Raw genomic sequence first — 19,929 nt, forward strand, 5'->3', positions numbered from 1 at the left:
CTTTGCCTATACGTAGTTCAAGTGAAGGAAATTTTTTATTAAAGTATGGCTAAATTATCAACTAATCCATTTTTTATAGTTATGCTTTTATCGGAAATTTTATTTGCAAAATCTAAGTCATGAGTAATTATTAAAATAGTCATACCATTTTCTTTTAACTTATACATGATATTTATTATATCCTCTATAGATTCTAGGTCTAGTGCAGATGTAGGTTCATCAAAGCATAATATCTTTGGGGATAGGGCTATTGCACGAGCGATTGCTACTCTTTGTTTTTGTCCACCAGATAGTTCAAACGGATATGAATTTAGTTTATCTTTTAAGTTAACTAAATCTAAAATACTAGTAGCTTTTTCTAAAGCTTCTTTCTCACTTTGACCTAGTACATTAACTAATGCACAGGTAATGTTTTCAAGTACAGACATATGTGGAAATAAATTAAAATTTTGAAATACCATTCCAATTTGACCTTTTAACTTTAGTATATCCATAGAGCTTTTCATAGTGGTTTTATCTATTACAATACTTCCACTATCAAAATCTTCTAGTCCACATATACATCTAAGTAAAGTTGTTTTACCAGCACCGGATTTTCCAAGTAAAACTCCAATTTCACCTTTATTTATATTAAATGATATATTATTTAATATTTTATTTTTACCAAATGATTTATTTAAATTTTTTATTTCTAACATATAAAAACTCCTATCTATAATATGAATACTTATTTTCTAAAGCTTTAAAGACACTACTTAGTATGAAAATTAATCCTAAATATATAAGACAAACCTCAAGTAGAGGAATTAAACTTAAAGTTCTATTAGAAGCTATCTGAGCAAGTCTTAGTATATCGTTAAGTCCTAATATATAAACTAAAGATGTATCTTTTATTAATGTTATAACTTCATTAGACATTGGAGCTAAAATACTTTTTACTACTTGGGGTACTATTATTTTTTTATAAGTTGTTAATCTGTCAAATCCAAGTACTAAAGAGGCTTCATATTGACCTTTATCTATTGACTCTATGCCTCCTCTAAATATTTCTGCAAAATATGCACTATAGTTTAGAGAAAAGGCAAGTATTGCTACTGTAAATCTATCAAATACAATTCCTAAAAGAGGAAGTCCGTAGAATATAAATATTAGTTGTAATAAAAGTGGAGTACCTCTAAAGATTAATATATAAAATTTTGAAATACCATTTAAAATATTGTTTTTAGATAATCTTAATGTGCAAATAATTATACCTAGAGGTATTGATATTATAAGTGTTAGCATAAATACAATAAACACTATTTTTAATCCTTGTAACATATTAAATCCTCCTAAATCTAGTTAAACCATTTTTTATAAATTTTATCGAAAGTTTTATCTTCTTTAACTTCAGTTAAAGCTTTATTGACTTTATTGGAAAGTGAAGTATTTCCTTTTTTAAATCCGATAACAAAGCTTTCCTCTCCAAAGTTATCCTTTAAGATAACAAAATTTTGTTTATTTGAATTGCTTATATAATACTTTGCTAATACTTCATCAGCTACAACTGCATCAACTCTACCAAACTCTAAGTCTCTAAATGCATTGTCAAAGCTATCATAAAGTATAGGTGTTTTATCCTGTAAGTTATTAACTATATTAGTATCTTTTTCTATAACATCAAAACCAGCACTACCTTGTTGAGTTCCTAGCAACTTTCCTTTTAAATCAGATTTATTTTTTATAGAAGAATTATCTAAGGTAACTATAACTTGTTTGTTAGTTAGATAAGGATTAGAGTACTCTACTTTTTTCTTTCTTTCTTCTGTTAGTGTATAACCATTCCATAAAGCATCTATATTACCAGAGTCTAGCTCTGTATCTTTCATGCTCCAATCTATATTTTGAAATTTTACATTCATATTAAGCCTAGAGAAAACTTCTTTAGCAAGGTCTATATCAAATCCTACAACTTCATTATTTTCATCTAAAAAACCCATAGGTACAAAGGTATTGTCATACCCTATAACTACTGTATTATCTTGATTATTATTTTTATAATTAGTAAATTTTTTCTCACAACCTCCAATTAATATTAGAGGGATTATAATTAATATCATTAAACTAAATTTTTTTAATATATTTTTCATATAATATCTCCTTATAGTAAATTTAATTTTTTAAGTGTATTTCTTTGCGCGCATAAGGAAATAAACTAAAAAAACTCCCGCCTCTAGCTATTGCTAGAGGACGGGAGTTAACTCACGTGGTTCCACCTCTATTTATTAATGCCTCACGACACTAACCTCTTTGAGTACGACAAATAAATTGTTTATACTCTAGCACTATAACGGGTGCAGGGAATCCGGAAACAGCCTACTAAGATATCTTTTCGGTGCTCTGCTTAAAGATGTGTTCAAAGTAAAATCAATTGCACCTCTCACCAACCGGTAACTCTCTGTTAAAGATACTTACTTTTACTATTTCTTATCATTGCATTTAGTTATGTAATTAACTTTATTGTTTTAAATAATAAATCTATTTTTTATTTATGTCAATATTTTTTTTTAATACTAAAAATTAATATATTAGTTTTTATTAATATATTCAATTTCTTTATTTAAGAAATAAGAGATAATTGTCCTTATTATAACTATGGCAGCAAGGCCTAATATATGATTAAGGCTAGGGTCTAGTATTGATTCTATAATATCTGCACCTATTAGAATTTCTAAGCCAAATAGTATGTATGTGCCCAAAAAGTTTTTGATGGTAGTAACATTTTCAACAGCAGTCTTTCTAGTCTTAGATACAATTTCTGATTTTAACCATAAAGCAAATTGAATTGCTATACCCCATATTATTACTATTGTAGATAAACCTTGTAAAATAATTATTAATTTTTCTAAAATATTTTTAAAATCCAAATTAACCATATCCTTTAAATAAATTATATAAATATAGGTTGTGTAAAATATAAAAACTTATTACTAATTAGATATGACAAAATATAAAAAAAAACTACTGAATATAACATAAATTTAAAAGTAAAGTATTTTAATTTATTATTAAGTATGCTATAACTATTTTAGAAAAAAAATATACGGAGGAAGTTATGGGAAGACAAACTGACAAAAAGAAGTTTAACCTGCCTACTGCATATACTATATTGTTTTCTATAATTATAGTAATAGGTGTAATTACACAGTTTATACCACAGGTTAATAAAGCAGGGATATCAGACGTTGTAATGTCTCCTATAAAAGGATTAAAAGATGCTATAGATGTATCTTTATATGTGCTTTTAATGGGTGGATTTTTAGGTGTTGTAGCAAAAACAGGGGCACTTGATGCAGGAATAGGTTCAATAGTAAAAAAGCTAAATGGGAAAGAATTTATATTAATACCAATACTAATGTTTACATTTTCATTAGGTGGAACTTGCTTTGGTATGTCAGAAGAAACATTAGCCTTTTATGCATTAATAACAGCTACTATGTTAGCTGCTGGATTTGATTCTTTAACAGCAGTTGCTACTATATTATTTGGTGCTGGATGTGGAGTTTTAGGTTCAACTGTAAACCCATTTGTGGTTTCAATAAGTATAGATTCTCTTAAAGGTGTTGGAGTTGAAGTTAATCAAGCGGTAGTTATGGGAATTGGAGCAGCACTTTGGTTGTCATCACTATTAATATCTATATACTTTGTTATGAAGCATGCTAAAAAGGTTAAAGAAAATCCTAATGCAACTTTATTATCAAAAGAAGAAGTAGAATCAGCTAAAAGTGCATTTATAAATTCAAAAAAAGAGACTTTAGAATTTACAACTAAGAGAAAAATAGTATTAGCTTTATTTGGATTATCATTTGTAGTTATGATATGTGGAGTTATTCCTTGGGAAAAGTTTGGAATAACTATATTTAAGCATACTGACTTTTTAACAGGTAATGCACTTGGAAACTGGTGGTTTTCAGAACTTGCTACATGGTATACATTAATGGCTATTGTAATTGGTGTAGTATATGGATTAAAAGAAAAAGAAATAGTTTCAGCTATAATAGACGGAGCATCTGAGATGGTAGGAGTTGCGCTTATAATAGGTATATCAAGAGGAGTATCTGTTATAATGAGTAGTACAGGACTTGATGTTTATGTTCTTAATAATGCATCACATGCATTAAGTGGAATGTCACCTATATTATTTATAAACATAGCATTTTTAATATATATAGGTTTATCATTTTTAATACCTTCTACATCAGGCTTAGCTAGTGTATCAATGCCTATATTTGGACCATTAGCAAAAAGTTTAGGATTTCCATCAGAATTAATTATATCAACTCTTGGTGCTGGATGCGGACTTGTAAATCTTATAACACCAACATCTGGAGTTATAATGGGGGGACTTGCTATAGCAAAGGTTGAATATAGTACATGGGTTAAGTTTGCAAGTAAGATAATCATTTGTATATATATATCATCAGCTATTATATTATCAATAGGGATGATGTTATTATAATTAAAAATATTTAATAAATATGAGATAGTGATAGTAGTGTTTTAAATTATACTATAACTATCTCATATTTTACTTTATACCTAATTTATACTAAAAAGCATATTAATAGAATTTGAAGGAGACTTATCTTTTATAAAAGATTTAAATATTACATTTCCATCTTTGAGGTTATACTTTTCTAAATTGAATTTATTTTCAAAAACAAATTCTAAATCTACATAACTATTTGGAGTAATATTATTTATATCTTTAGATTTTATAGTATAGCTATATTGTTTTTCGTATTTATCGCTTAATATTAAGCTAATATCTGGATCTATAAATTCATCGTTCGATTCATTTTTTAATCTTATATTTATTTTTGTGCAATTATTATCATTTATATAACCTAAAAATTCAAATTTCAAATTAGGGTCTATATTATTATCAAAAGAATTAAAACCTATTAAATACATACTTAATGAAAATAATAAAAAAGCCATAAATAACTTTCTCATAATATAAAAACCTCCAAATTAAAAGATTATATAAGTATTCTTTATAATATATAGAGTTTCCTCTATATAATTAGTTATTAAGTACAAAAAAATATAAGTATTTATAAAAGTTAACTCACATTTTGTAGAAGACTGCATATATATATTATTAAGAAGATGATATTTAATATATCATGTCTAATAAAAAAAAAGGGTGGATATTATGGTATGCAAAAAAGGAAATTATAAAAAGCATAATTGTGGATGTCATAAAAATTTTTGTTGTAAAGGCATAAATATAAATAAAAAAGAGTGTGAAAAAAATCATAAATGTAAATGTGATCATGATATTGATTGCTCAGAATGTAGAAGACTTAAATGTTTAGCTCAAAGAAAATGTGATGAAGCGAATGAAAGAATAAATAGAGCAAATCAAGCTGCACAACAAGCACAACAATCAGAAAGAAGAGCAGAGGAATTAAAAAGACAAGCTATGGAAGAATGTGAAAGAGCTCGTAGATTATGGAATGATTGTAGAAGAATATCAAATGAGGGTGAAGAGTTAATGTGTGAAGCTCGAAGACTTATGAAACAAAGTGATGAATGTCATAAAAATTGTCATGAAGAGAATGATGGATGTAGCTCAAATGGTCATAACTGTGAATGTAACTCGAATAATCATAGCTGTGGGTGTAATTCAAATGATCATAACTGCGGGTGTAACTTAAATTGTAAATGTGTATGTAATTGTAGATAATAAAAATCCCTAGAATAACTAGGGATTTTTATTAATTTTCAAATGGTGAATTAGAATATAATATAAAATATCCTTGTGGATATGAACAAACTGGGCAAGCCATTGGAGCTTTAGTACCTGTATGAACATGACCACAGTTTAAGCAAATCCACTTTTCTTCAGTATCTTTTTTAAATAGAGTATTGTTTTCAAGGTCACTAGCAAATCTTCCAAATCTATCTCCATGAATTTTTTCTATTTCAGATATTTTCTCAAAACTATTAGCTACCTCTAAGAAACCTTCTTCACGAGCTGTTTTAGCAAATTCTTTGTAAACTTTATCCCATTCTTCGTATTCATTATGTTGAGAATCTTTTAATGTTTTAATTAAATCGTCATATACTTCAACAGGATATCCAGCATCTATAGTTATAGAAGAGCCAGAAAGTTCTTTTAGATGATTATAAAAAACCCAAGCATGAGCTTTTTCTTGTTCTGCTGTATAATTAAATACTTTTTGAACTACATATAAATTTTGCTTTTTAGCTAAACTTTCTCCAAATGTATATCTGTTTCTAGCTTGACTTTCTCCAGCGAAAGCCCTCATTAAATTTTCTTTTGTTCTACTATCTTTTAATAAACTCATATTATACTCCTTTAATAAAATATTGCTATTAGGATTATTTACCAAAATAAATAAAATATACATTTATAGTAATTTAATAACTTTTAATTAATAAAGATTGATATTTTTAATAAAAATTAAGTAAATTAAAGCATTTGTTAAATTATTTATTAAAGTTTTATATAAAACTTTTCGTGGTATAATTACTATATATACAAACATAAAGAGGTGAAATCATGTCAAGTATAAAATATGATATAGTAAAAGAGGTAGGGATAATATCAACTACAACTTCAGGGTGGAAAAAAGAATTAAATATTATAAGTTGGAACAATAGGGAACCTAAGTATGATTTAAGAGATTGGTCATCAGAACATGAAAAAATGGGAAAAGGAATAACTTTAACAGCAGAGGAATTAAAATCTCTTAAAGAATTATTAAATAATATGGATATATAGAAATTTTAGTTTATATATTTTTTATATTGAAGTAAAAACTTAGATAACTTAGCATATTTATATATTTTTATTTTATGATGGATTTAAGATAGCATTTTATACACAAAAAATATCTCCAAAAGCAAACTAGCTTCTGGAGATATTTTTATCATGTTTTTTGTTACAAGTTATCCTGTTTTTGCAGTTGTGATTTTTTTTACATATGCAATTAAAATTATTTTTTATTTCATAAAAAGTAGAAAATTTTCTAGGGTAATAGTTTAGAGAACTAAATGATGAAATATCACACTTAGAGTAATCATCGCAGTAATTTTGGTTACAACAAGAATCACAGTTGTTAGATTCAAGTGATACTACCTTTTCTGAATCATAAGTAGCTTTGTTTACTAATAATTTGAAACTAGAATATTTATCTTCATAGTCAGATAAATCAAATTGATAAAATCCTTCACAATCGCTTATAGTATGAGCTATTCCTTTATAGTAAATTTGATCGTCATAACATTCAACTCCTAACAATTTTACTAAGGCATTTTCTACTGGCTCTCCTTTATGATTTACTATTTGCCCCCAAAGTCTAACTGATTTGTACTCAGGCATAACAATGTCTGATCTTATTTCAGGCTCACAGTAGTCAACATCAATATCTAAAGAATTAGCTCCAACTATACTATATTTTGATAAGCAGCTGCAATTATATTCATTGTCTTGGTAGTATGATATACCAAACACCTCCTTTGAAATTTAGTAATTTTTAGCGTCTAATATAGCATATGAACAAAGCATTAAATGTGATTTTTATTATTTAATAATTTTAATGTTTAAAGTTATACATGATGTTTTATATAATAAAATTTGAGAATATAAATATATAATAACTTTATTAAAAGTACTTAAAAATGTATGAGTATAATTAATTATAAAAAATTTAAAAATGAAAGGGCTTTGTCATGTCTATTAGATTAGTGAATGTAGGGAAAATTTATAAAAGTGGAGAAGTTGAAACAGTAGCATTAAAAGATATAAATATAGAAATTAAGGATAGTGAATTTATAGTTATACTAGGTCCAAGTGGTAGTGGAAAAAGTACAATGTTAAATGTTATAAGTGGATTAGATACACCAAGTAGTGGAGAAATCTATTATAATGATGAAAAAATAAGTGATTACAATGAAGATAAGCTTACAAAATTTAGAAGAAATAATTTAGGGTTTATATTCCAACAGTATAATCTACTTCAAAATCTTACAGTAAAAGAAAATATTGAAATAGGTTCAAGTATAGGAAAAAATCCATTAAATATTGATGAAGTGTTAGATGCAGTAAGTATGAAAAATGAAAAAGATAAATATCCATACCAATTAAGTGGTGGGCAACAGCAAAGAGTTTCTATAGCTAGAAGTATAGCTAAAAATCCAAAGATAATGTTTTGTGATGAACCAACTGGTGCATTAGATGAAGAAACTGGAAAGCAAGTATTAGAAATGATACAAAATATGAATGAAAGATTTAAAACAACAACAGTAGTTATAACTCATAACCCAAATATTGCATTTATGGCTGATAGAGTAATAAAAATGAATTCAGGAAAAATAGTCGAAGAAATCTTAAATACCAAAAAAAGAAAGGCAAGTGAAATAAAATGGGGGTAAGAGTTTTATTTAAAAATACTTTAAATACATTTAAGAAAAAGAAATTACAAATTCTTGCCATAGGTATAATAATAGCACTTAGTTCTTTTTTATATACAACCATGTTTTATGCTATTGATAGCTTAAAAACACCTTTGGAAAATTTTATTAATGAAACTAATCAAGAAGATTTTTCTATAAGTATGATAAATAGTTTAACAGAATTTGATATTAATAATTTATCAGATAAAGAAAAAATGAAAGCAAGTAGTATGCTTATATATACATTAAGTGATATAAAAAAGTCAGATATTAATATTTATAATAAGATAATAGAAAATAGAATAAATGCATTTGAAAAAGATTATAAAGGTTTTAAATTAGAAAATAGATCTTACAAAGAAGTAAACTTTAAAAATAATGGTAAAAGTAATAAGATAACATTATTTAAAGATAGTAAAAATATAAACCTATCATATATAGAAAAAGGAAATAAGCCTAAATTAGATAATGAAATAGCAGTAACTAATATATATGCTAAGAAAAATAACTTAGATATAGGCGATAGTATTGACATAAACGGAAAGAATTACATTATAACAGGGTTTGTATTGTTTGCAGATAATACACTGCCTATAAGTGGAACAGATTTTAATATAGATAATTCTAAAATGACTTTAGGATTAGTAAATAATACAGAATATGAAAGTATAAAGGGAAAAGAAGATTTTTATTTATCTGGAGTTTCTAATAATGAAGAAAGCTTAAAAAACTTCAATGAAGATATTATTAAAACATATAAGGATAAAAATGATTTAAAGTATATAACTAGTATAGTACTTACAAAAAATCAAATGAAAAGTGGAGCAATATATGAAGAAATAAAGGGCGGTCAAGCTATGACTATAGGTATAAGTGTAAGTATTAGTACAATAGCTGTTTTAATAGTACTTATGATAACTTATAGAATAGTTAAAAATGAAAAAACTCAAATAGGAGTTTTAAAAGCACTAGGATATTCAAAATATGAAATACTTAAACCATATATAATGATACTAACAATAATATCTTTACCACTTTTACTTATTGGATATATATTAGGGGTATATACAGCACCATATATGAGTAATTTTTACTTAGAGTTTTATTTAATACCTAGTGGAGAAATAAAAACTAATTTAAGTGTATTATTAGTAGCAATAGTAGTACCATTAGTAGTTATAATAGGACTGTCAACTATACTTATAAATAAGATGCTTTCTAAAAAGGCAATAAACCTTATAAAATCAAGTGATAATGAAAAGGTAGGAAAACTTAATAAATTAGTTAGTAAATTATTAAAAAATGCTAAACCTCAAACAAAATTTAAATACTCATTTATACTTGCAAATACTAATAAATTTATAGTATTTTTCTTAGGAATAGTATTTTCATCAATGCTTATAATAATGAGTCTTATGATGTCTGATTTCTTTGATAAAATGAGTGTAGATTATTATAAATCAGTAGGATATATATATGAGGGAATTGTCGATATGTCTAAAGAATATCCAAAGCTTAACAATGATGATGAGAAATTTATAAGTTTACCTAATGGCATATACAAAGAAGACAATATAAACATTACTGGAATAGACAGTGATAATAAATTACATAAAATATATGATAAAAAAATTAATGATATAACTAAAGAATTAAAAGATGGTATTGTAGTAAATAATAGTTTTTACTTAACTTATGGAGTAAAAAATGGTGAAACTATAAATATAACTATAAATGATAAAGTATATAAAGAAAAGATAGTAGGAATATCTAGGGATTATGGAGAGCCTAAAGTATATATGGATAGAAAGAATTTAAGTAATATAATAACTAAAGATGAAGCATTTAAAAATATAGATAAAGATGATTTTTATACTGGTGTATATTCAAAAGATAAATTGGATAAAGGTGATTATTTATCAGTTATAAATAAAAATGATATATTAGAACAAACAAAATCAATGCAAGGATTTGTAAAAGTAGCTATATATTCAATGATAATTACTGCAGTATTTATAGCTGTTATAGTTTTATATGTGCTTACAACTATGACTGTAGAAGATAATTATTATTCAATATCTTTACTTAAAGTAATGGGATATTCTAAAAAAGAAGTTAATTCTATGATGTTAAGTAGTTACCTAGTTTATTCTATAATTTCATATATTGTAAGTATACCAATAACTGTACTTGGGTTAGGATTTGGCATTAGATACCTAGCTAGTGAGTTTGGAATGGTTATGCCATTTGAATTTGAAATATGGCAAGGTATAGTTGGCTTAATTATAATATTATTTATATTTATGCTAGGAACATATGCAGCTAAGAAAAAAATAGAAAAAATATCATTACAGGAAGTTTTAAAATCTTGTAGTGAGTAATAAATTACACAAATTCCATATAACAATATACTGTTTGTATAAGTATTATACAATCATTTTTGTGGTATAATCATTGTATAATAAAGGTAAAGATGTGAATTATGGCAAGTATAAAATACGATATAGTTAAAGAAATAGGAGTGATATCTAGTATAACTTCAGGATGGAGTAAAGAACTATTAAATAATATAGATATATAAAACTGTAGTCTAAACTACAGTTTTTATATTGAAGTTTAAATTTAAATAGTTTAGATAAGTTAAAAATTGATTGTTAATATTAGGAGAAATAGTTATGAAAATGCTTTTGAAATATGCTTTAAAATACAAAGGGCAGTTTTTTACAAGAATAGCTACGATATCTTTAGTAGCATTAGCTAGTATATGTTTTGATTTTATGATGGGATTTATAGTAGACATATTTGCAAGTGGGGATGTAAATAAATTTATACCAATAATAGTGGCAACAATTGGATTAATAATTATAATGTTTATAACAGAGTATTTAGATGGTCTTGTAATGTCTAAATATATAAAAAATACAGTAAATTACTTAAGATGTGATATATTTTTTAAAGTAATAAATAAAGATATAAAAGACTTTTCACTAGATAACAGTGGTAAGTACATATCAGTATTATACAATGATGTAAAAATGATAGAAGATAATTTTTTAAATAATATATTTTTAATAATATCATCATTAATATCTTTTACAATATCATTGGGAGTATTATTTTTTATAAGTCCATCTATAGTTGTATTTATAGCAGTATTTGGAGCACTTGGATTTATAATACCAAATGCTTTATCTAAGAAGTTAGTTATAGAAAAGAATGAATACTCAAAAAATCTAGAAGAAATAACTTCATTAACGAAAGATTTGTTTACAGGATTTGAAGTTATAAAAGGCTTTAATATAAGTAATAAGATAAATAAAATATTTAAAGAAAGTTCGATTAAAGTAGAAAGTAGTAAAAGAAGATATGCAATACTTGAAGCAATAATAAAAGGATTTTCTCTATCTTTTAGTGTAACTATATACCTAGGAGTATTAATTTTAGGTGGGTATTTAATGTATAAAAAAAGTATATCAGTAGGTACTGCCATAATAATAATACAATTAAGTACCCATATAGTATCTCCAGTTAAAACAAGTATATCTCTCATAAATCAAATAAAATCAGTATCTCTTATAGCAGATAAAATAGAAGAAATACTTGAAACATCCAATGAAAGTATAGAAGAAGTTAAGCTTAATGAGTTTGAAAATTCTATAGAAGTTAAAAACCTTAATTACTCATATACTAGTGATAGAAAAGCTTTAGATAATATAAATTTAACTTTTGAGAAAAATAAAAAGTATGCAATAGTTGGAGAAAGTGGATGCGGTAAAAGTACTTTAATAAAATTACTTATGAGGTATTATACAGACTATGAAGGAAGTATAAATTTTGATAATAAAGATTTAAAAGAAATATACAGTTTAGATTTATATAAAAATATATCAATGATACAACAAAATGTATTTATGTTTGATGATTCTATAAAGGAAAATATAAAATTATTTGCAAATTATAGCGATGAACAAGTGTTAGAAAGTTGTAAAAGGTCAGGGATATTACCTCTCATAAATAAACTTGAAAATGGAATAGAGTCACATGTTGGAGAAAATGGAAATAAGTTATCAGGTGGAGAAAAACAAAGAATTGCTATAGCTAGAGCACTTATAAATAATACACAGATACTTATACTAGATGAGTCTACATCTGCATTAGATAATGAAACTGCTTATAACTTAGAAACATCACTGTTAAGTCTTAATGATTTAACGATGATAGTTGTAACTCACAAGCTTATAAAAAATATATTAATAAATTATGATGAGATAATAGTTATGAAAGAAGGAAGGGTTATAGAAAAAGGAAGCTTTAAAGAATTAATCGACCTTAAAGGATATTTTTATAGCTTATATTATATACAAAGTGATGATAACAAAAATAAAATAACATAGACAATTTAAGCAAACAAAATTAACTTAAAAATTTGTAAAAATAGCATATATTATAACCCTCTTAAATATATCAATTATAAGAGTATATTTAAGGGGTTTTTTATGAGCAAAAAAACATATGAATATAAATGTGTAGTAATAAATGAAAATGCTAAAAAGACAGCTGAAATATTAAATAAATATGGAAGTGATGGATGGAAGTTAGTATCTGTTTGGAACTCTTGGCACTATCTTAGCAAAAAGATAAAAATAGAAGATGAAGATTAAAATAATCTATAAAATATATTAGCCTAATTAAATATGTAAAAATTAATGTATAAGTAAATTAAAAAAATGTACCCTATAGAGTAGTTTTTAAATTATCTACTTACATAGGATACATTTTTATATATTTAAATTTTAAAATTTTTAAATAAAACTATATTCAATCAAACATATTAGATATAGATATTAACTTATTTAAGTTTTTATCTAAAATTGTTTGATGGCTTTACATTGATAATTAAAAGAAGGTATATTATCAACAAAAGGCTCTAGGTTACGTCTACATCCACCACCGCAAAGCTTAAAGTACTTACATTTTTTACAGGTATTATGTATGTATAAAGAACGATTTAAAAATTCTAATGCCTTAGAAGAAGCCATAAGTTCGTCTAAAGAATCTTTATTAATGTTACCTAATTTCCAATAATCAAAGCAGTATAAGTCACAAGGATAAACATCACCATTGGATTCAATAGCTATATTAAGACTGCAAAATCCATTCATACCACAGCTAGTTGGATTATATCCTTTAAGAACAGTTATATAATCCATAAAGTTTCTTATTTCTACAAACTTACCGTTTTTAATATCTTTATACCAAAGATTAAATAATTTATCTAAAAATATATAAAAACTAGTAGTATCTAAGTAATTTTTAAACTCATTTTCTATATATTTATTTTGATTATCTATCTCGAAGTTTTTTATATAGGGTATAAATTGTATATATGGAAAATCATTAGATTTAAAATACTCATAAATCTCATCTATATTTTTAGCGCTTTCTTTAGTTACAACAGATAGTATATTAAAATTAACCTTATATTTTTTTAATATATTAATAGCTGATATAACCTCATCAAAAGTGGAAGAGCCATTTTTATATGTCCTATATAAATCGTGAGTTTCTTTTAAACCATCTAGTGATATTTCAACTAAAAAATCGTTTTCTTTAAAGAAAATCGCAAATTCATCATCTATATTTATACCATTAGTTTGAATAGAATTTACAATATTAATATTATTATTGTTATATTTATTTTGTAATGTTATAAGCTTTTTATAAAAATCAATGCCTACTAAAGTAGGCTCTCCACCTTGAAATATAAAGTTTATATAATCTACATTTTTACTTAAAGCATTTTTAACTATATTTTCTAGTGTAGAAATATCCATAAAATCATTAGTATAAACATCCCTATTTTTGATATATCTTTATAAAAACAATATTTACAATCTAAATTACAAGCACTAGAACTAGGCTTTATTAAAATTGTTAAATGATTCATAAAATCCCCCTTTAGGTAGATAAAATTGTATATCTGTTATTAATAACTATTATATATTAAAAAATAATATTTATTAAATATAAAATATATTAATAACCCCTGTTTTTATATTAAACAGGGGTTATTAATATATTTTATTATAAAATTAACCTTCTTTAATCTCAAGAATTCCCATAGGACAAGCATCAACACAAAGTCCACAAGCTATACATTTAGATGGCACAGGCTTATCATCTACTTTTGCTATTATGCCTTTAGGACAGGCATCAACACAAGTAAGGCAACCATTACATTTTTTCTTATTAATCATATAAACACCTTTAGGATTTTGAGTTATTGCTCCTTGAGGACATTTTTTAGCACATAGACCACATTGATTACATGCCTTAACATCTAAAGAATCATCTTTCTTTAATCCTATTTTTATACATGGAGTGTTTAATCCATAATGCTTATAAAATGCATTTGAGCAAGTCATTTCACAAGCTAAGCAATTTTGACATAGAGATCTGTCTGTAACAACTAATTTTTTCATTCCCTTTTCCCCCTAAAAATTTAGATTGTATTGCTAACTGTATTCAAGTTAAGTGTAGGACAAATACTTATAAAAATCAATTTGAAATTATGACAAGTAAGATAATTTATAAAACTTAAAAATTTTAGAACAACAATATGAAAAATATATTAAATATGAAGAAGAAAATAACAAATTAATCAAATGAAATTACAAATACATAAATAAAGTAAATTTATATAATATTAGTGTAATCATAAAAAGGGAGGACAAAGATTATGATAACAGTTATAACATTTAATCCATCAATAGATACACTTTACAAATTAGAAACTTTTGAAATAGGAAAGGTTCAAAGGGCAGGGGATGTTAAAAAAAGTGCAGGTGGAAAAGGTATAAATGTAGCTAGAGTACTAAATCAATTAGGACATAGTCCCATGTGTATGGGTTTTGTAGGTGGATACAATGGCCTTTATATAAAGGATGAAATAAAAAAAATTGGTCTTAGAGATGAATTTATAAAAATAGATGGTGAAACTAGAGTTTGTTTAAATATAATAGATAAAAATAAAGTAAGTACAGAAATACTTGAAAGTGGTCCTATAGTAGAAGAAAACGACATGATAAAGTTTGAAAGACATCTAGAAAATATATTAGAAGAAACTAAGATACTAGTAGCTAGTGGAAGTTTACCTAAAGGATTGCCAATTGATTACTATGGATTGTTAGGAGAAATATGTAGGATTAAAAATATAAAATTTATATTAGATACTAGCGGTAAATACCTTGAAAGTGCAATAAATAGTCATATATATATGATAAAACCTAATATAGATGAACTAGAGGCTTTATGTAAGTGTAATATAAATAATAAAGAAGATGCTATAAAAGAAGCTTATAAATTATTAAGATATAATATAGAAAATATATGTATATCTATGGGCAAAGATGGGATGATTCTTGTAAACAAAGATAGTATATATGAAATAAAAATACCAAATATAAAAATAGAAAATACAGTTGGTAGTGGAGATTCATCAATAGCAGGATTTGCATATGGATTATTAAATGATTATTCATTAAAGGATTGTCTAAGGTTATCTAATGCTTGTGGAATGTCTAATGCTATGAATATTAAAACTGGATTTATAGATGTAAATGAAATTGAAAAATTATTTAAAGAGATAGAAGTATTAGAGTATAGTAAAATCTAATATAATTAGGTTATGTAAACTAAAAAATAAAATAAGTTAAAAAAGCTATAAAATTAGGGAAGATACTAAATTTTATAGCTTTTTTAATTATAAAATAATATAAATACAAAAACCTCTATTTGAATGAATATGCGTTAAAAATGTTGTGTGTTATAATTAAATTAGCAGTTAATATCAAACTAAGGGGGAAGTATGAAAAATAAATTTTTAATTGGTTCATTAAAGTGTATGGTAATTTCGTTTATTATCGGTATGATATTAATATTTTTATCGACATCTATAGGGCTAAAAATGGGATATGATGCAATTCAAGCTAGTGGTGGAGGAATGGAAACATCTCAATATGAAATGATTGTTAAATCTAATATAGATAATTTTAGAACAGGTGGATTTGTTTTTTCTTTTATAGGTGGATTAGGGATGTTGATGAGTGGATATACTTTATATAAAAATATTGAGGAGTAATATTTATCTATTTAAATAAAATTATTATATTGAGAGTAGTAAGATTGAAATTACTGCTCTTTTTATTTTTTATTTGATTTTAAGAATATATAAAGCCTTGTGAAGTAGTCAAAATAATATATAAGTATTTATAAAATCGTGGACACATTTTTATTATTAAAGAAGGAGGAACGAAACGTTCCTCCTAGGATAAAATATATTTATGTATTAATAATAAGTAAATAAGATGTATAATTAAAATAAATCAATTTTATTAAAACAAAGAAGTAAAAAGGGTGAAAAAATGAATTATAAAATACTTACACATGAAGACTATGATGATATAGTGGATATATCAAGAAATATTTGGGAAGGAAATGATTATCTACCTAGTGTATTTCACAAATGGGTAGATGAAAAAGATGGGTGTTTTTTAGGGCTAGTTGTAGATGATAAGGTGGTAGCAGTAGGAAAATATAGTATTCTAATAGATGGACAAGGATGGCTTGAAGGGCTTAGAGTACATGTTGATTATAGAGGGAGACAATATGCACATGCAATTTGCGATATGCTATTTAATTTAGCAAGAGAAGATTTAAGAAATAATAAGATAACTAATATAGCAATGTGCACTCATAAAGATACTGTAGCTAGCATAAATATGATGAAGGCAAAGAATTTTTATTTAGAAGATAGTTGTATGGTAGTATTTAAAGAAAATGATAATTATAATAAAGATATAAATGATATTAATATTGAAAAATGGGACATATCATATGAAGAATTTAAAAACTTAGATTATTTTAAGAAAAATAAAAATAGAATAACTTATGGATTTACTTATTTTAATTTATGTAAAGAAATATATGATGAGTTAGTTGAAAGTAATTCTTTAGTAATAGTAAATGGTCATAGATGTATAGTTAAAGTAAAAGGAAATCCTTCTATAATATGTATAGATAATACTTTTGAAGGTATTAATGACTGTGTAAATTATTATTTATTAAAAGAGAACTATAGTGAAGCTGAAATATATATACATAATCCAAGTGATGAATTAATAAGCAAGTTAAAAGAAAACAAATATGAGTCATTAACTAATTTTGAAAATGATTGTTTGTATTATGTTTATAAAGAATAGAAATAAAGTATATAGATTAATCTATATACTTTATTTCTATAAAGGGGGAAAAATTAATGGGTGTAGAACTAAAAAAGATAACACATAAAGATATAGATGATTTTAAATTAATACAAAAATGGAATAATGACAACAGTATAAAGTATTTACTTAGACCTAATTTTAAAGAAGGAGAAATAGAAGATATAATATTAGAGGAATTAATAGAAGGAACTAGAATAAATGAATACAAGCATACATACATGATAGTTGAAAATGATAAAAAGGTTGGATTTGTAACTATTAATACAAATTTTAAAATGTTATTTAATGAAAGTGATGACACTGCTTGGATTAGTATATGTGTAGGGGATAATAAATGTAGGGGTAAAGGTATTGGACTAAAAGTAATGAAGCTATTAGAAGATAAGGTAATGAAGTTAGGTAAAAATAAAATAGAGTTAGGAGTGTTTGAATACAATACTAAAGCTATAAATTTTTATAAGAAAAATGGATATAAAGCAATAGGAAAATCTGAAAACTTTGTGTATTACAATGGAAATTGGTATAGTGATATAAGAATGGAAAAACAGATAAATTTATAATCAAAATTAGTTAGGGAGATATTTGCAATGAAGGAGAAAATAATACATCAAAAAACAGAAAAAGAAAAAATGTTATCAGGAGAACTCTATTGTGCCTTAGATAGTGAATTAGTAAAAGAACATGAGAAAGCTCAAAGCATTCTTAGAAAATTTAACAATTCTTCAGATATAAATAGAAGTGAAATATTAAAATCTCTATTTGGAAAAACAGGTGAAAATTTTTGTGTAAAACCTACTTTCCGTTGTGACTATGGATACAATATTTATGTAGGAGAAAATTTCTTTGCAAATTATGATTGCATTATATTAGATGTTTGTAAAGTAACAATAGGAGATAATTGTATGATGGCTCCAAGAGTATGCATATATACTGCAACTCACCCATTAGATGTAGAATTAAGAATATCTGGCTTAGAATATGGTAAGCCAGTTACTATTGGAAATAATGTTTGGCTTGGTGGAAATTCAGTTATAGCGCCTGGGGTAACAATTGGTGATAATGTAGTGGTTGCAGCAGGAGCTGTAGTTGTAAAAGATGTTTTGGATAATGTAGTAGTAGGTGGAAATCCTGCTAAAATTATAAAATATTTATAGTAAATATCTATTATTAAATATTTTTCAAAAACTATAAAACTTTATTAAAGATAAGTAATACCAAGTAATATCATAGAATTTATTCTGATATTAGTTGGTGTTAATTTATGTACATTTTTAGTTATATATTATTAATTATAACCTTCAAATAAATGCCTTCCAAAAATATTAACTTTTTATTTAAAATATTTTTAACTTCTTTTCTAAGTGACTTATCTGTATAAAAATCAATAATACATTCTTGTGTTTTTTACTTACACTTGCGTATCTATAAATCATTTGGTATAAAGTTCTTTGTGATAAAATCTATAAATTAATAGTTTATGGCACTGTTAAATGTATTGATTTTGCTAGAGTAATTTAGTTAGTGTCAAAATTTTGATTATATAACAAATAAATAATTAAATAAAAAAATATTTAAACATGCAAGTTTTTTAATTTTATTTACGAATTAATTAGTGTAAAAGCTTTTATAGTTAGGAGGAAGTAACTTGCAAGACAAATTAATGATTAAATATATCAAAAAGGAAAATCAAAAAGGAATGGAAATTTTAATAGACCAGTATAATGCTCTTATTACTTCAGTAGTTAGATATCATTTAGGTACACTTATTAATTACGAAGAAGAATGTGTTAGTGATACTTTACTAGCCATTTGGGATAATATAGAAGGATTTGAAAAAGATAAAAACTCTTTTAAAAACTGGATATGTGCAATAGCTAAATATAAAGCAATTGACTACAAAAGAAAATATCTAAATAAGATAGAGACATCTAGTTTAGATGAACAAACATATTATATAGACAAAAATTTATTAAAGGTAGAAATTCAAGAGGAATTAAATGAGACATTAAACTTCTTATCAGAAGAAGACAAAGAAATATTTAGACGATATTATCTAGATGATGAAAGTGTAGTAGATATAGCAAATGATAAAAAGTTAGCTATTTCAAGTATACATAGTAAATTATCTAGGGGTAAGGCGAAAATAAGAAAAGCTTTATTAAATGACGGAGGAAAATAA

At 25.1% G+C, this 19,929-nt stretch carries 24 protein-coding genes and 1 other annotated feature; of the genes, 14 read left to right on the plus strand and 10 right to left on the minus strand.

The window, feature by feature from the left end:
• Nucleotides 1–38: 38 nt before the first annotated feature.
• The 4 genes from FRIFI_RS04405 to FRIFI_RS04420 all read right to left on the minus strand — a co-directional run bounded on the left by FRIFI_RS04405 (nt 39) and on the right by FRIFI_RS04420 (nt 2,915).
• Entirely contained in the window at nt 39–698 is a 660-nt protein-coding gene (locus FRIFI_RS04405) for an amino acid ABC transporter ATP-binding protein (protein ID WP_092926608.1), read from the minus strand.
• 10 nt (nt 699–708) lie between these two features.
• Nucleotides 709–1,320 carry an amino acid ABC transporter permease gene (locus FRIFI_RS04410; RefSeq protein ID WP_166505094.1) on the minus strand — a complete coding sequence of 204 codons (612 nt, stop codon included), beginning with the start codon at nt 1,318–1,320 and terminating at the stop codon, nt 709–711.
• 17 nt (nt 1,321–1,337) lie between these two features.
• Nucleotides 1,338–2,129, minus strand: a complete 792-nt coding sequence (locus FRIFI_RS04415) for an amino acid ABC transporter substrate-binding protein (protein WP_166505095.1) — start codon at nt 2,127–2,129, stop codon at nt 1,338–1,340.
• A gap of 93 nt (nt 2,130–2,222) precedes the next feature.
• Nucleotides 2,223–2,482, minus strand: a binding site (T-box leader).
• 85 nt (nt 2,483–2,567) lie between these two features.
• Nucleotides 2,568–2,915 (minus strand): DUF1622 domain-containing protein, encoded by a 348-nt coding sequence (locus FRIFI_RS04420; RefSeq protein WP_166505096.1) that lies wholly within the window; start codon nt 2,913–2,915, stop codon nt 2,568–2,570.
• A gap of 179 nt (nt 2,916–3,094) precedes the next feature.
• Here FRIFI_RS04420 and FRIFI_RS04425 point away from each other — a divergent pair, with 179 nt between their 5' ends.
• Entirely contained in the window at nt 3,095–4,498 is a 1,404-nt protein-coding gene (locus FRIFI_RS04425; RefSeq protein WP_166505097.1) for a YfcC family protein, read from the plus strand.
• A gap of 80 nt (nt 4,499–4,578) precedes the next feature.
• Here FRIFI_RS04425 and FRIFI_RS04430 read toward each other — a convergent pair whose 3' ends face one another.
• Entirely contained in the window at nt 4,579–4,995 is a 417-nt protein-coding gene (locus FRIFI_RS04430) for a hypothetical protein (protein ID WP_166505098.1), read from the minus strand.
• A gap of 202 nt (nt 4,996–5,197) precedes the next feature.
• Between FRIFI_RS04430 and FRIFI_RS04435 the strand changes: the two genes are divergently transcribed.
• Nucleotides 5,198–5,731 carry a solute carrier organic anion transporter gene (locus tag FRIFI_RS04435; protein WP_166505099.1) on the plus strand — a complete coding sequence of 178 codons (534 nt, stop codon included), beginning with the start codon at nt 5,198–5,200 and terminating at the stop codon, nt 5,729–5,731.
• Between the two features lie 31 nt (nt 5,732–5,762).
• On the opposite strand, the gene rbr is transcribed toward FRIFI_RS04435, so the two are convergent.
• Entirely contained in the window at nt 5,763–6,356 is a 594-nt protein-coding gene (gene rbr, locus FRIFI_RS04440; RefSeq protein ID WP_092926594.1) for a rubrerythrin, read from the minus strand.
• A gap of 215 nt (nt 6,357–6,571) precedes the next feature.
• On the opposite strand from rbr, the gene FRIFI_RS04445 reads away from it, so the two are divergent.
• Nucleotides 6,572–6,793: a YdbC family protein gene (locus FRIFI_RS04445; RefSeq protein ID WP_092926592.1), complete on the plus strand. Its 222-nt coding sequence runs from the start codon at nt 6,572–6,574 to the stop codon at nt 6,791–6,793.
• Between the two features lie 126 nt (nt 6,794–6,919).
• On the opposite strand, the gene FRIFI_RS04450 is transcribed toward FRIFI_RS04445, so the two are convergent.
• Nucleotides 6,920–7,525, minus strand: a complete 606-nt coding sequence (locus FRIFI_RS04450; RefSeq protein ID WP_166505100.1) for a hypothetical protein — start codon at nt 7,523–7,525, stop codon at nt 6,920–6,922.
• A 218-nt stretch (nt 7,526–7,743) separates the two neighbouring features.
• On the opposite strand from FRIFI_RS04450, the gene FRIFI_RS04455 reads away from it, so the two are divergent.
• The 5 genes from FRIFI_RS04455 to FRIFI_RS04470 all read left to right on the plus strand — a co-directional run bounded on the left by FRIFI_RS04455 (nt 7,744) and on the right by FRIFI_RS04470 (nt 13,127).
• The gene (locus tag FRIFI_RS04455) at nt 7,744–8,445 is read left to right on the plus strand and encodes an ABC transporter ATP-binding protein (RefSeq protein ID WP_092926588.1); all 702 of its coding nucleotides are present in this window, start codon (nt 7,744–7,746) and stop codon (nt 8,443–8,445) included.
• Nucleotides 8,436–10,847 (plus strand): ABC transporter permease, encoded by a 2,412-nt coding sequence (locus tag FRIFI_RS04460; RefSeq protein WP_166505101.1) that lies wholly within the window; start codon nt 8,436–8,438, stop codon nt 10,845–10,847. The genes FRIFI_RS04455 and FRIFI_RS04460 overlap by 10 nt, the downstream gene beginning before the upstream one ends.
• 101 nt (nt 10,848–10,948) lie before the next feature.
• Nucleotides 10,949–11,047, plus strand: a complete 99-nt coding sequence (locus FRIFI_RS15565; protein WP_465231454.1) for a PC4/YdbC family ssDNA-binding protein — start codon at nt 10,949–10,951, stop codon at nt 11,045–11,047.
• Between the two features lie 94 nt (nt 11,048–11,141).
• A complete protein-coding gene (locus FRIFI_RS04465) occupies nt 11,142–12,860 on the plus strand; it encodes an ABC transporter ATP-binding protein (protein ID WP_166505102.1) in 1,719 nt (572 codons plus the stop codon).
• A 102-nt stretch (nt 12,861–12,962) separates the two neighbouring features.
• Complete coding sequence (locus FRIFI_RS04470) at nt 12,963–13,127, plus strand: DUF4177 domain-containing protein (protein WP_141664391.1); 165 nt, start codon at nt 12,963–12,965, stop codon at nt 13,125–13,127.
• A 204-nt stretch (nt 13,128–13,331) separates the two neighbouring features.
• On the opposite strand, the gene FRIFI_RS04475 is transcribed toward FRIFI_RS04470, so the two are convergent.
• The 3 genes from FRIFI_RS04475 to FRIFI_RS04480 form a co-directional block, all read right to left on the minus strand.
• On the minus strand, nt 13,332–14,300 hold the full coding sequence (locus tag FRIFI_RS04475) for a radical SAM/SPASM domain-containing protein (protein WP_166505103.1): 969 nt from the start codon (nt 14,298–14,300) through the stop codon (nt 13,332–13,334).
• Nucleotides 14,282–14,413 carry a hypothetical protein gene (locus FRIFI_RS15230; protein ID WP_278336161.1) on the minus strand — a complete coding sequence of 44 codons (132 nt, stop codon included), beginning with the start codon at nt 14,411–14,413 and terminating at the stop codon, nt 14,282–14,284. The genes FRIFI_RS04475 and FRIFI_RS15230 overlap by 19 nt, the downstream gene beginning before the upstream one ends.
• Before the next feature lie 145 nt (nt 14,414–14,558).
• Nucleotides 14,559–14,948 carry a 4Fe-4S binding protein gene (locus FRIFI_RS04480; RefSeq protein WP_092926580.1) on the minus strand — a complete coding sequence of 130 codons (390 nt, stop codon included), beginning with the start codon at nt 14,946–14,948 and terminating at the stop codon, nt 14,559–14,561.
• Nucleotides 14,949–15,205: 257 nt separating this feature from the next.
• Here FRIFI_RS04480 and pfkB point away from each other — a divergent pair, with 257 nt between their 5' ends.
• The 6 genes from pfkB to FRIFI_RS04510 all read left to right on the plus strand — a co-directional run bounded on the left by pfkB (nt 15,206) and on the right by FRIFI_RS04510 (nt 19,929).
• Entirely contained in the window at nt 15,206–16,141 is a 936-nt protein-coding gene (gene pfkB, locus FRIFI_RS04485; RefSeq protein WP_166505104.1) for a 1-phosphofructokinase, read from the plus strand.
• A 192-nt stretch (nt 16,142–16,333) separates the two neighbouring features.
• On the plus strand, nt 16,334–16,606 hold the full coding sequence (locus FRIFI_RS04490) for a hypothetical protein (protein WP_092926576.1): 273 nt from the start codon (nt 16,334–16,336) through the stop codon (nt 16,604–16,606).
• Nucleotides 16,607–16,889: 283 nt separating this feature from the next.
• Complete coding sequence (locus tag FRIFI_RS04495; RefSeq protein ID WP_092926574.1) at nt 16,890–17,726, plus strand: GNAT family N-acetyltransferase; 837 nt, start codon at nt 16,890–16,892, stop codon at nt 17,724–17,726.
• Nucleotides 17,727–17,782: 56 nt separating this feature from the next.
• A complete protein-coding gene (locus tag FRIFI_RS04500; RefSeq protein ID WP_092926572.1) occupies nt 17,783–18,310 on the plus strand; it encodes a GNAT family N-acetyltransferase in 528 nt (175 codons plus the stop codon).
• A gap of 27 nt (nt 18,311–18,337) precedes the next feature.
• Nucleotides 18,338–18,904 (plus strand): maltose acetyltransferase domain-containing protein, encoded by a 567-nt coding sequence (locus FRIFI_RS04505; protein ID WP_176579604.1) that lies wholly within the window; start codon nt 18,338–18,340, stop codon nt 18,902–18,904.
• Between the two features lie 491 nt (nt 18,905–19,395).
• Nucleotides 19,396–19,929, plus strand: a complete 534-nt coding sequence (locus FRIFI_RS04510) for a sigma-70 family RNA polymerase sigma factor (protein WP_166505105.1) — start codon at nt 19,396–19,398, stop codon at nt 19,927–19,929.

Origin of the sequence: Romboutsia hominis (genome assembly GCF_900002575.1) — a bacterium.
Taxonomy (GTDB): Bacteria; Bacillota; Clostridia; order Peptostreptococcales; family Peptostreptococcaceae; genus Romboutsia_C; species Romboutsia_C hominis.

Bases quoted from the DNA above. Each gene is read 5' to 3' on its own strand.
- FRIFI_RS04405 (WP_092926608.1), bottom strand. From the start codon at position 698: ATGTTAGAAATAAAAAATTTAAATAAATCATTTGGTAAAAATAAAATA.
- FRIFI_RS04410 (WP_166505094.1), bottom strand. From the start codon at position 1,320: ATGTTACAAGGATTAAAAATAGTGTTTATTGTATTTATGCTAACACTT.
- FRIFI_RS04415 (WP_166505095.1), bottom strand. From the start codon at position 2,129: ATGAAAAATATATTAAAAAAATTTAGTTTAATGATATTAATTATAATC.
- FRIFI_RS04420 (WP_166505096.1), bottom strand. From the start codon at position 2,915: ATGGTTAATTTGGATTTTAAAAATATTTTAGAAAAATTAATAATTATT.
- FRIFI_RS04425 (WP_166505097.1), top strand. From the start codon at position 3,095: ATGGGAAGACAAACTGACAAAAAGAAGTTTAACCTGCCTACTGCATAT.
- FRIFI_RS04430 (WP_166505098.1), bottom strand. From the start codon at position 4,995: ATGAGAAAGTTATTTATGGCTTTTTTATTATTTTCATTAAGTATGTAT.
- FRIFI_RS04435 (WP_166505099.1), top strand. From the start codon at position 5,198: ATGGTATGCAAAAAAGGAAATTATAAAAAGCATAATTGTGGATGTCAT.
- rbr (WP_092926594.1), bottom strand. From the start codon at position 6,356: ATGAGTTTATTAAAAGATAGTAGAACAAAAGAAAATTTAATGAGGGCT.
- FRIFI_RS04445 (WP_092926592.1), top strand. From the start codon at position 6,572: ATGTCAAGTATAAAATATGATATAGTAAAAGAGGTAGGGATAATATCA.
- FRIFI_RS04455 (WP_092926588.1), top strand. From the start codon at position 7,744: ATGTCTATTAGATTAGTGAATGTAGGGAAAATTTATAAAAGTGGAGAA.
- FRIFI_RS04460 (WP_166505101.1), top strand. From the start codon at position 8,436: ATGGGGGTAAGAGTTTTATTTAAAAATACTTTAAATACATTTAAGAAA.
- FRIFI_RS15565 (WP_465231454.1), top strand. From the start codon at position 10,949: ATGGCAAGTATAAAATACGATATAGTTAAAGAAATAGGAGTGATATCT.
- FRIFI_RS04465 (WP_166505102.1), top strand. From the start codon at position 11,142: ATGAAAATGCTTTTGAAATATGCTTTAAAATACAAAGGGCAGTTTTTT.
- FRIFI_RS04470 (WP_141664391.1), top strand. From the start codon at position 12,963: ATGAGCAAAAAAACATATGAATATAAATGTGTAGTAATAAATGAAAAT.
- FRIFI_RS04475 (WP_166505103.1), bottom strand. From the start codon at position 14,300: ATGGATATTTCTACACTAGAAAATATAGTTAAAAATGCTTTAAGTAAA.
- FRIFI_RS15230 (WP_278336161.1), bottom strand. From the start codon at position 14,413: ATGAATCATTTAACAATTTTAATAAAGCCTAGTTCTAGTGCTTGTAAT.
- FRIFI_RS04480 (WP_092926580.1), bottom strand. From the start codon at position 14,948: ATGAAAAAATTAGTTGTTACAGACAGATCTCTATGTCAAAATTGCTTA.
- pfkB (WP_166505104.1), top strand. From the start codon at position 15,206: ATGATAACAGTTATAACATTTAATCCATCAATAGATACACTTTACAAA.
- FRIFI_RS04490 (WP_092926576.1), top strand. From the start codon at position 16,334: ATGAAAAATAAATTTTTAATTGGTTCATTAAAGTGTATGGTAATTTCG.
- FRIFI_RS04495 (WP_092926574.1), top strand. From the start codon at position 16,890: ATGAATTATAAAATACTTACACATGAAGACTATGATGATATAGTGGAT.
- FRIFI_RS04500 (WP_092926572.1), top strand. From the start codon at position 17,783: ATGGGTGTAGAACTAAAAAAGATAACACATAAAGATATAGATGATTTT.
- FRIFI_RS04505 (WP_176579604.1), top strand. From the start codon at position 18,338: ATGAAGGAGAAAATAATACATCAAAAAACAGAAAAAGAAAAAATGTTA.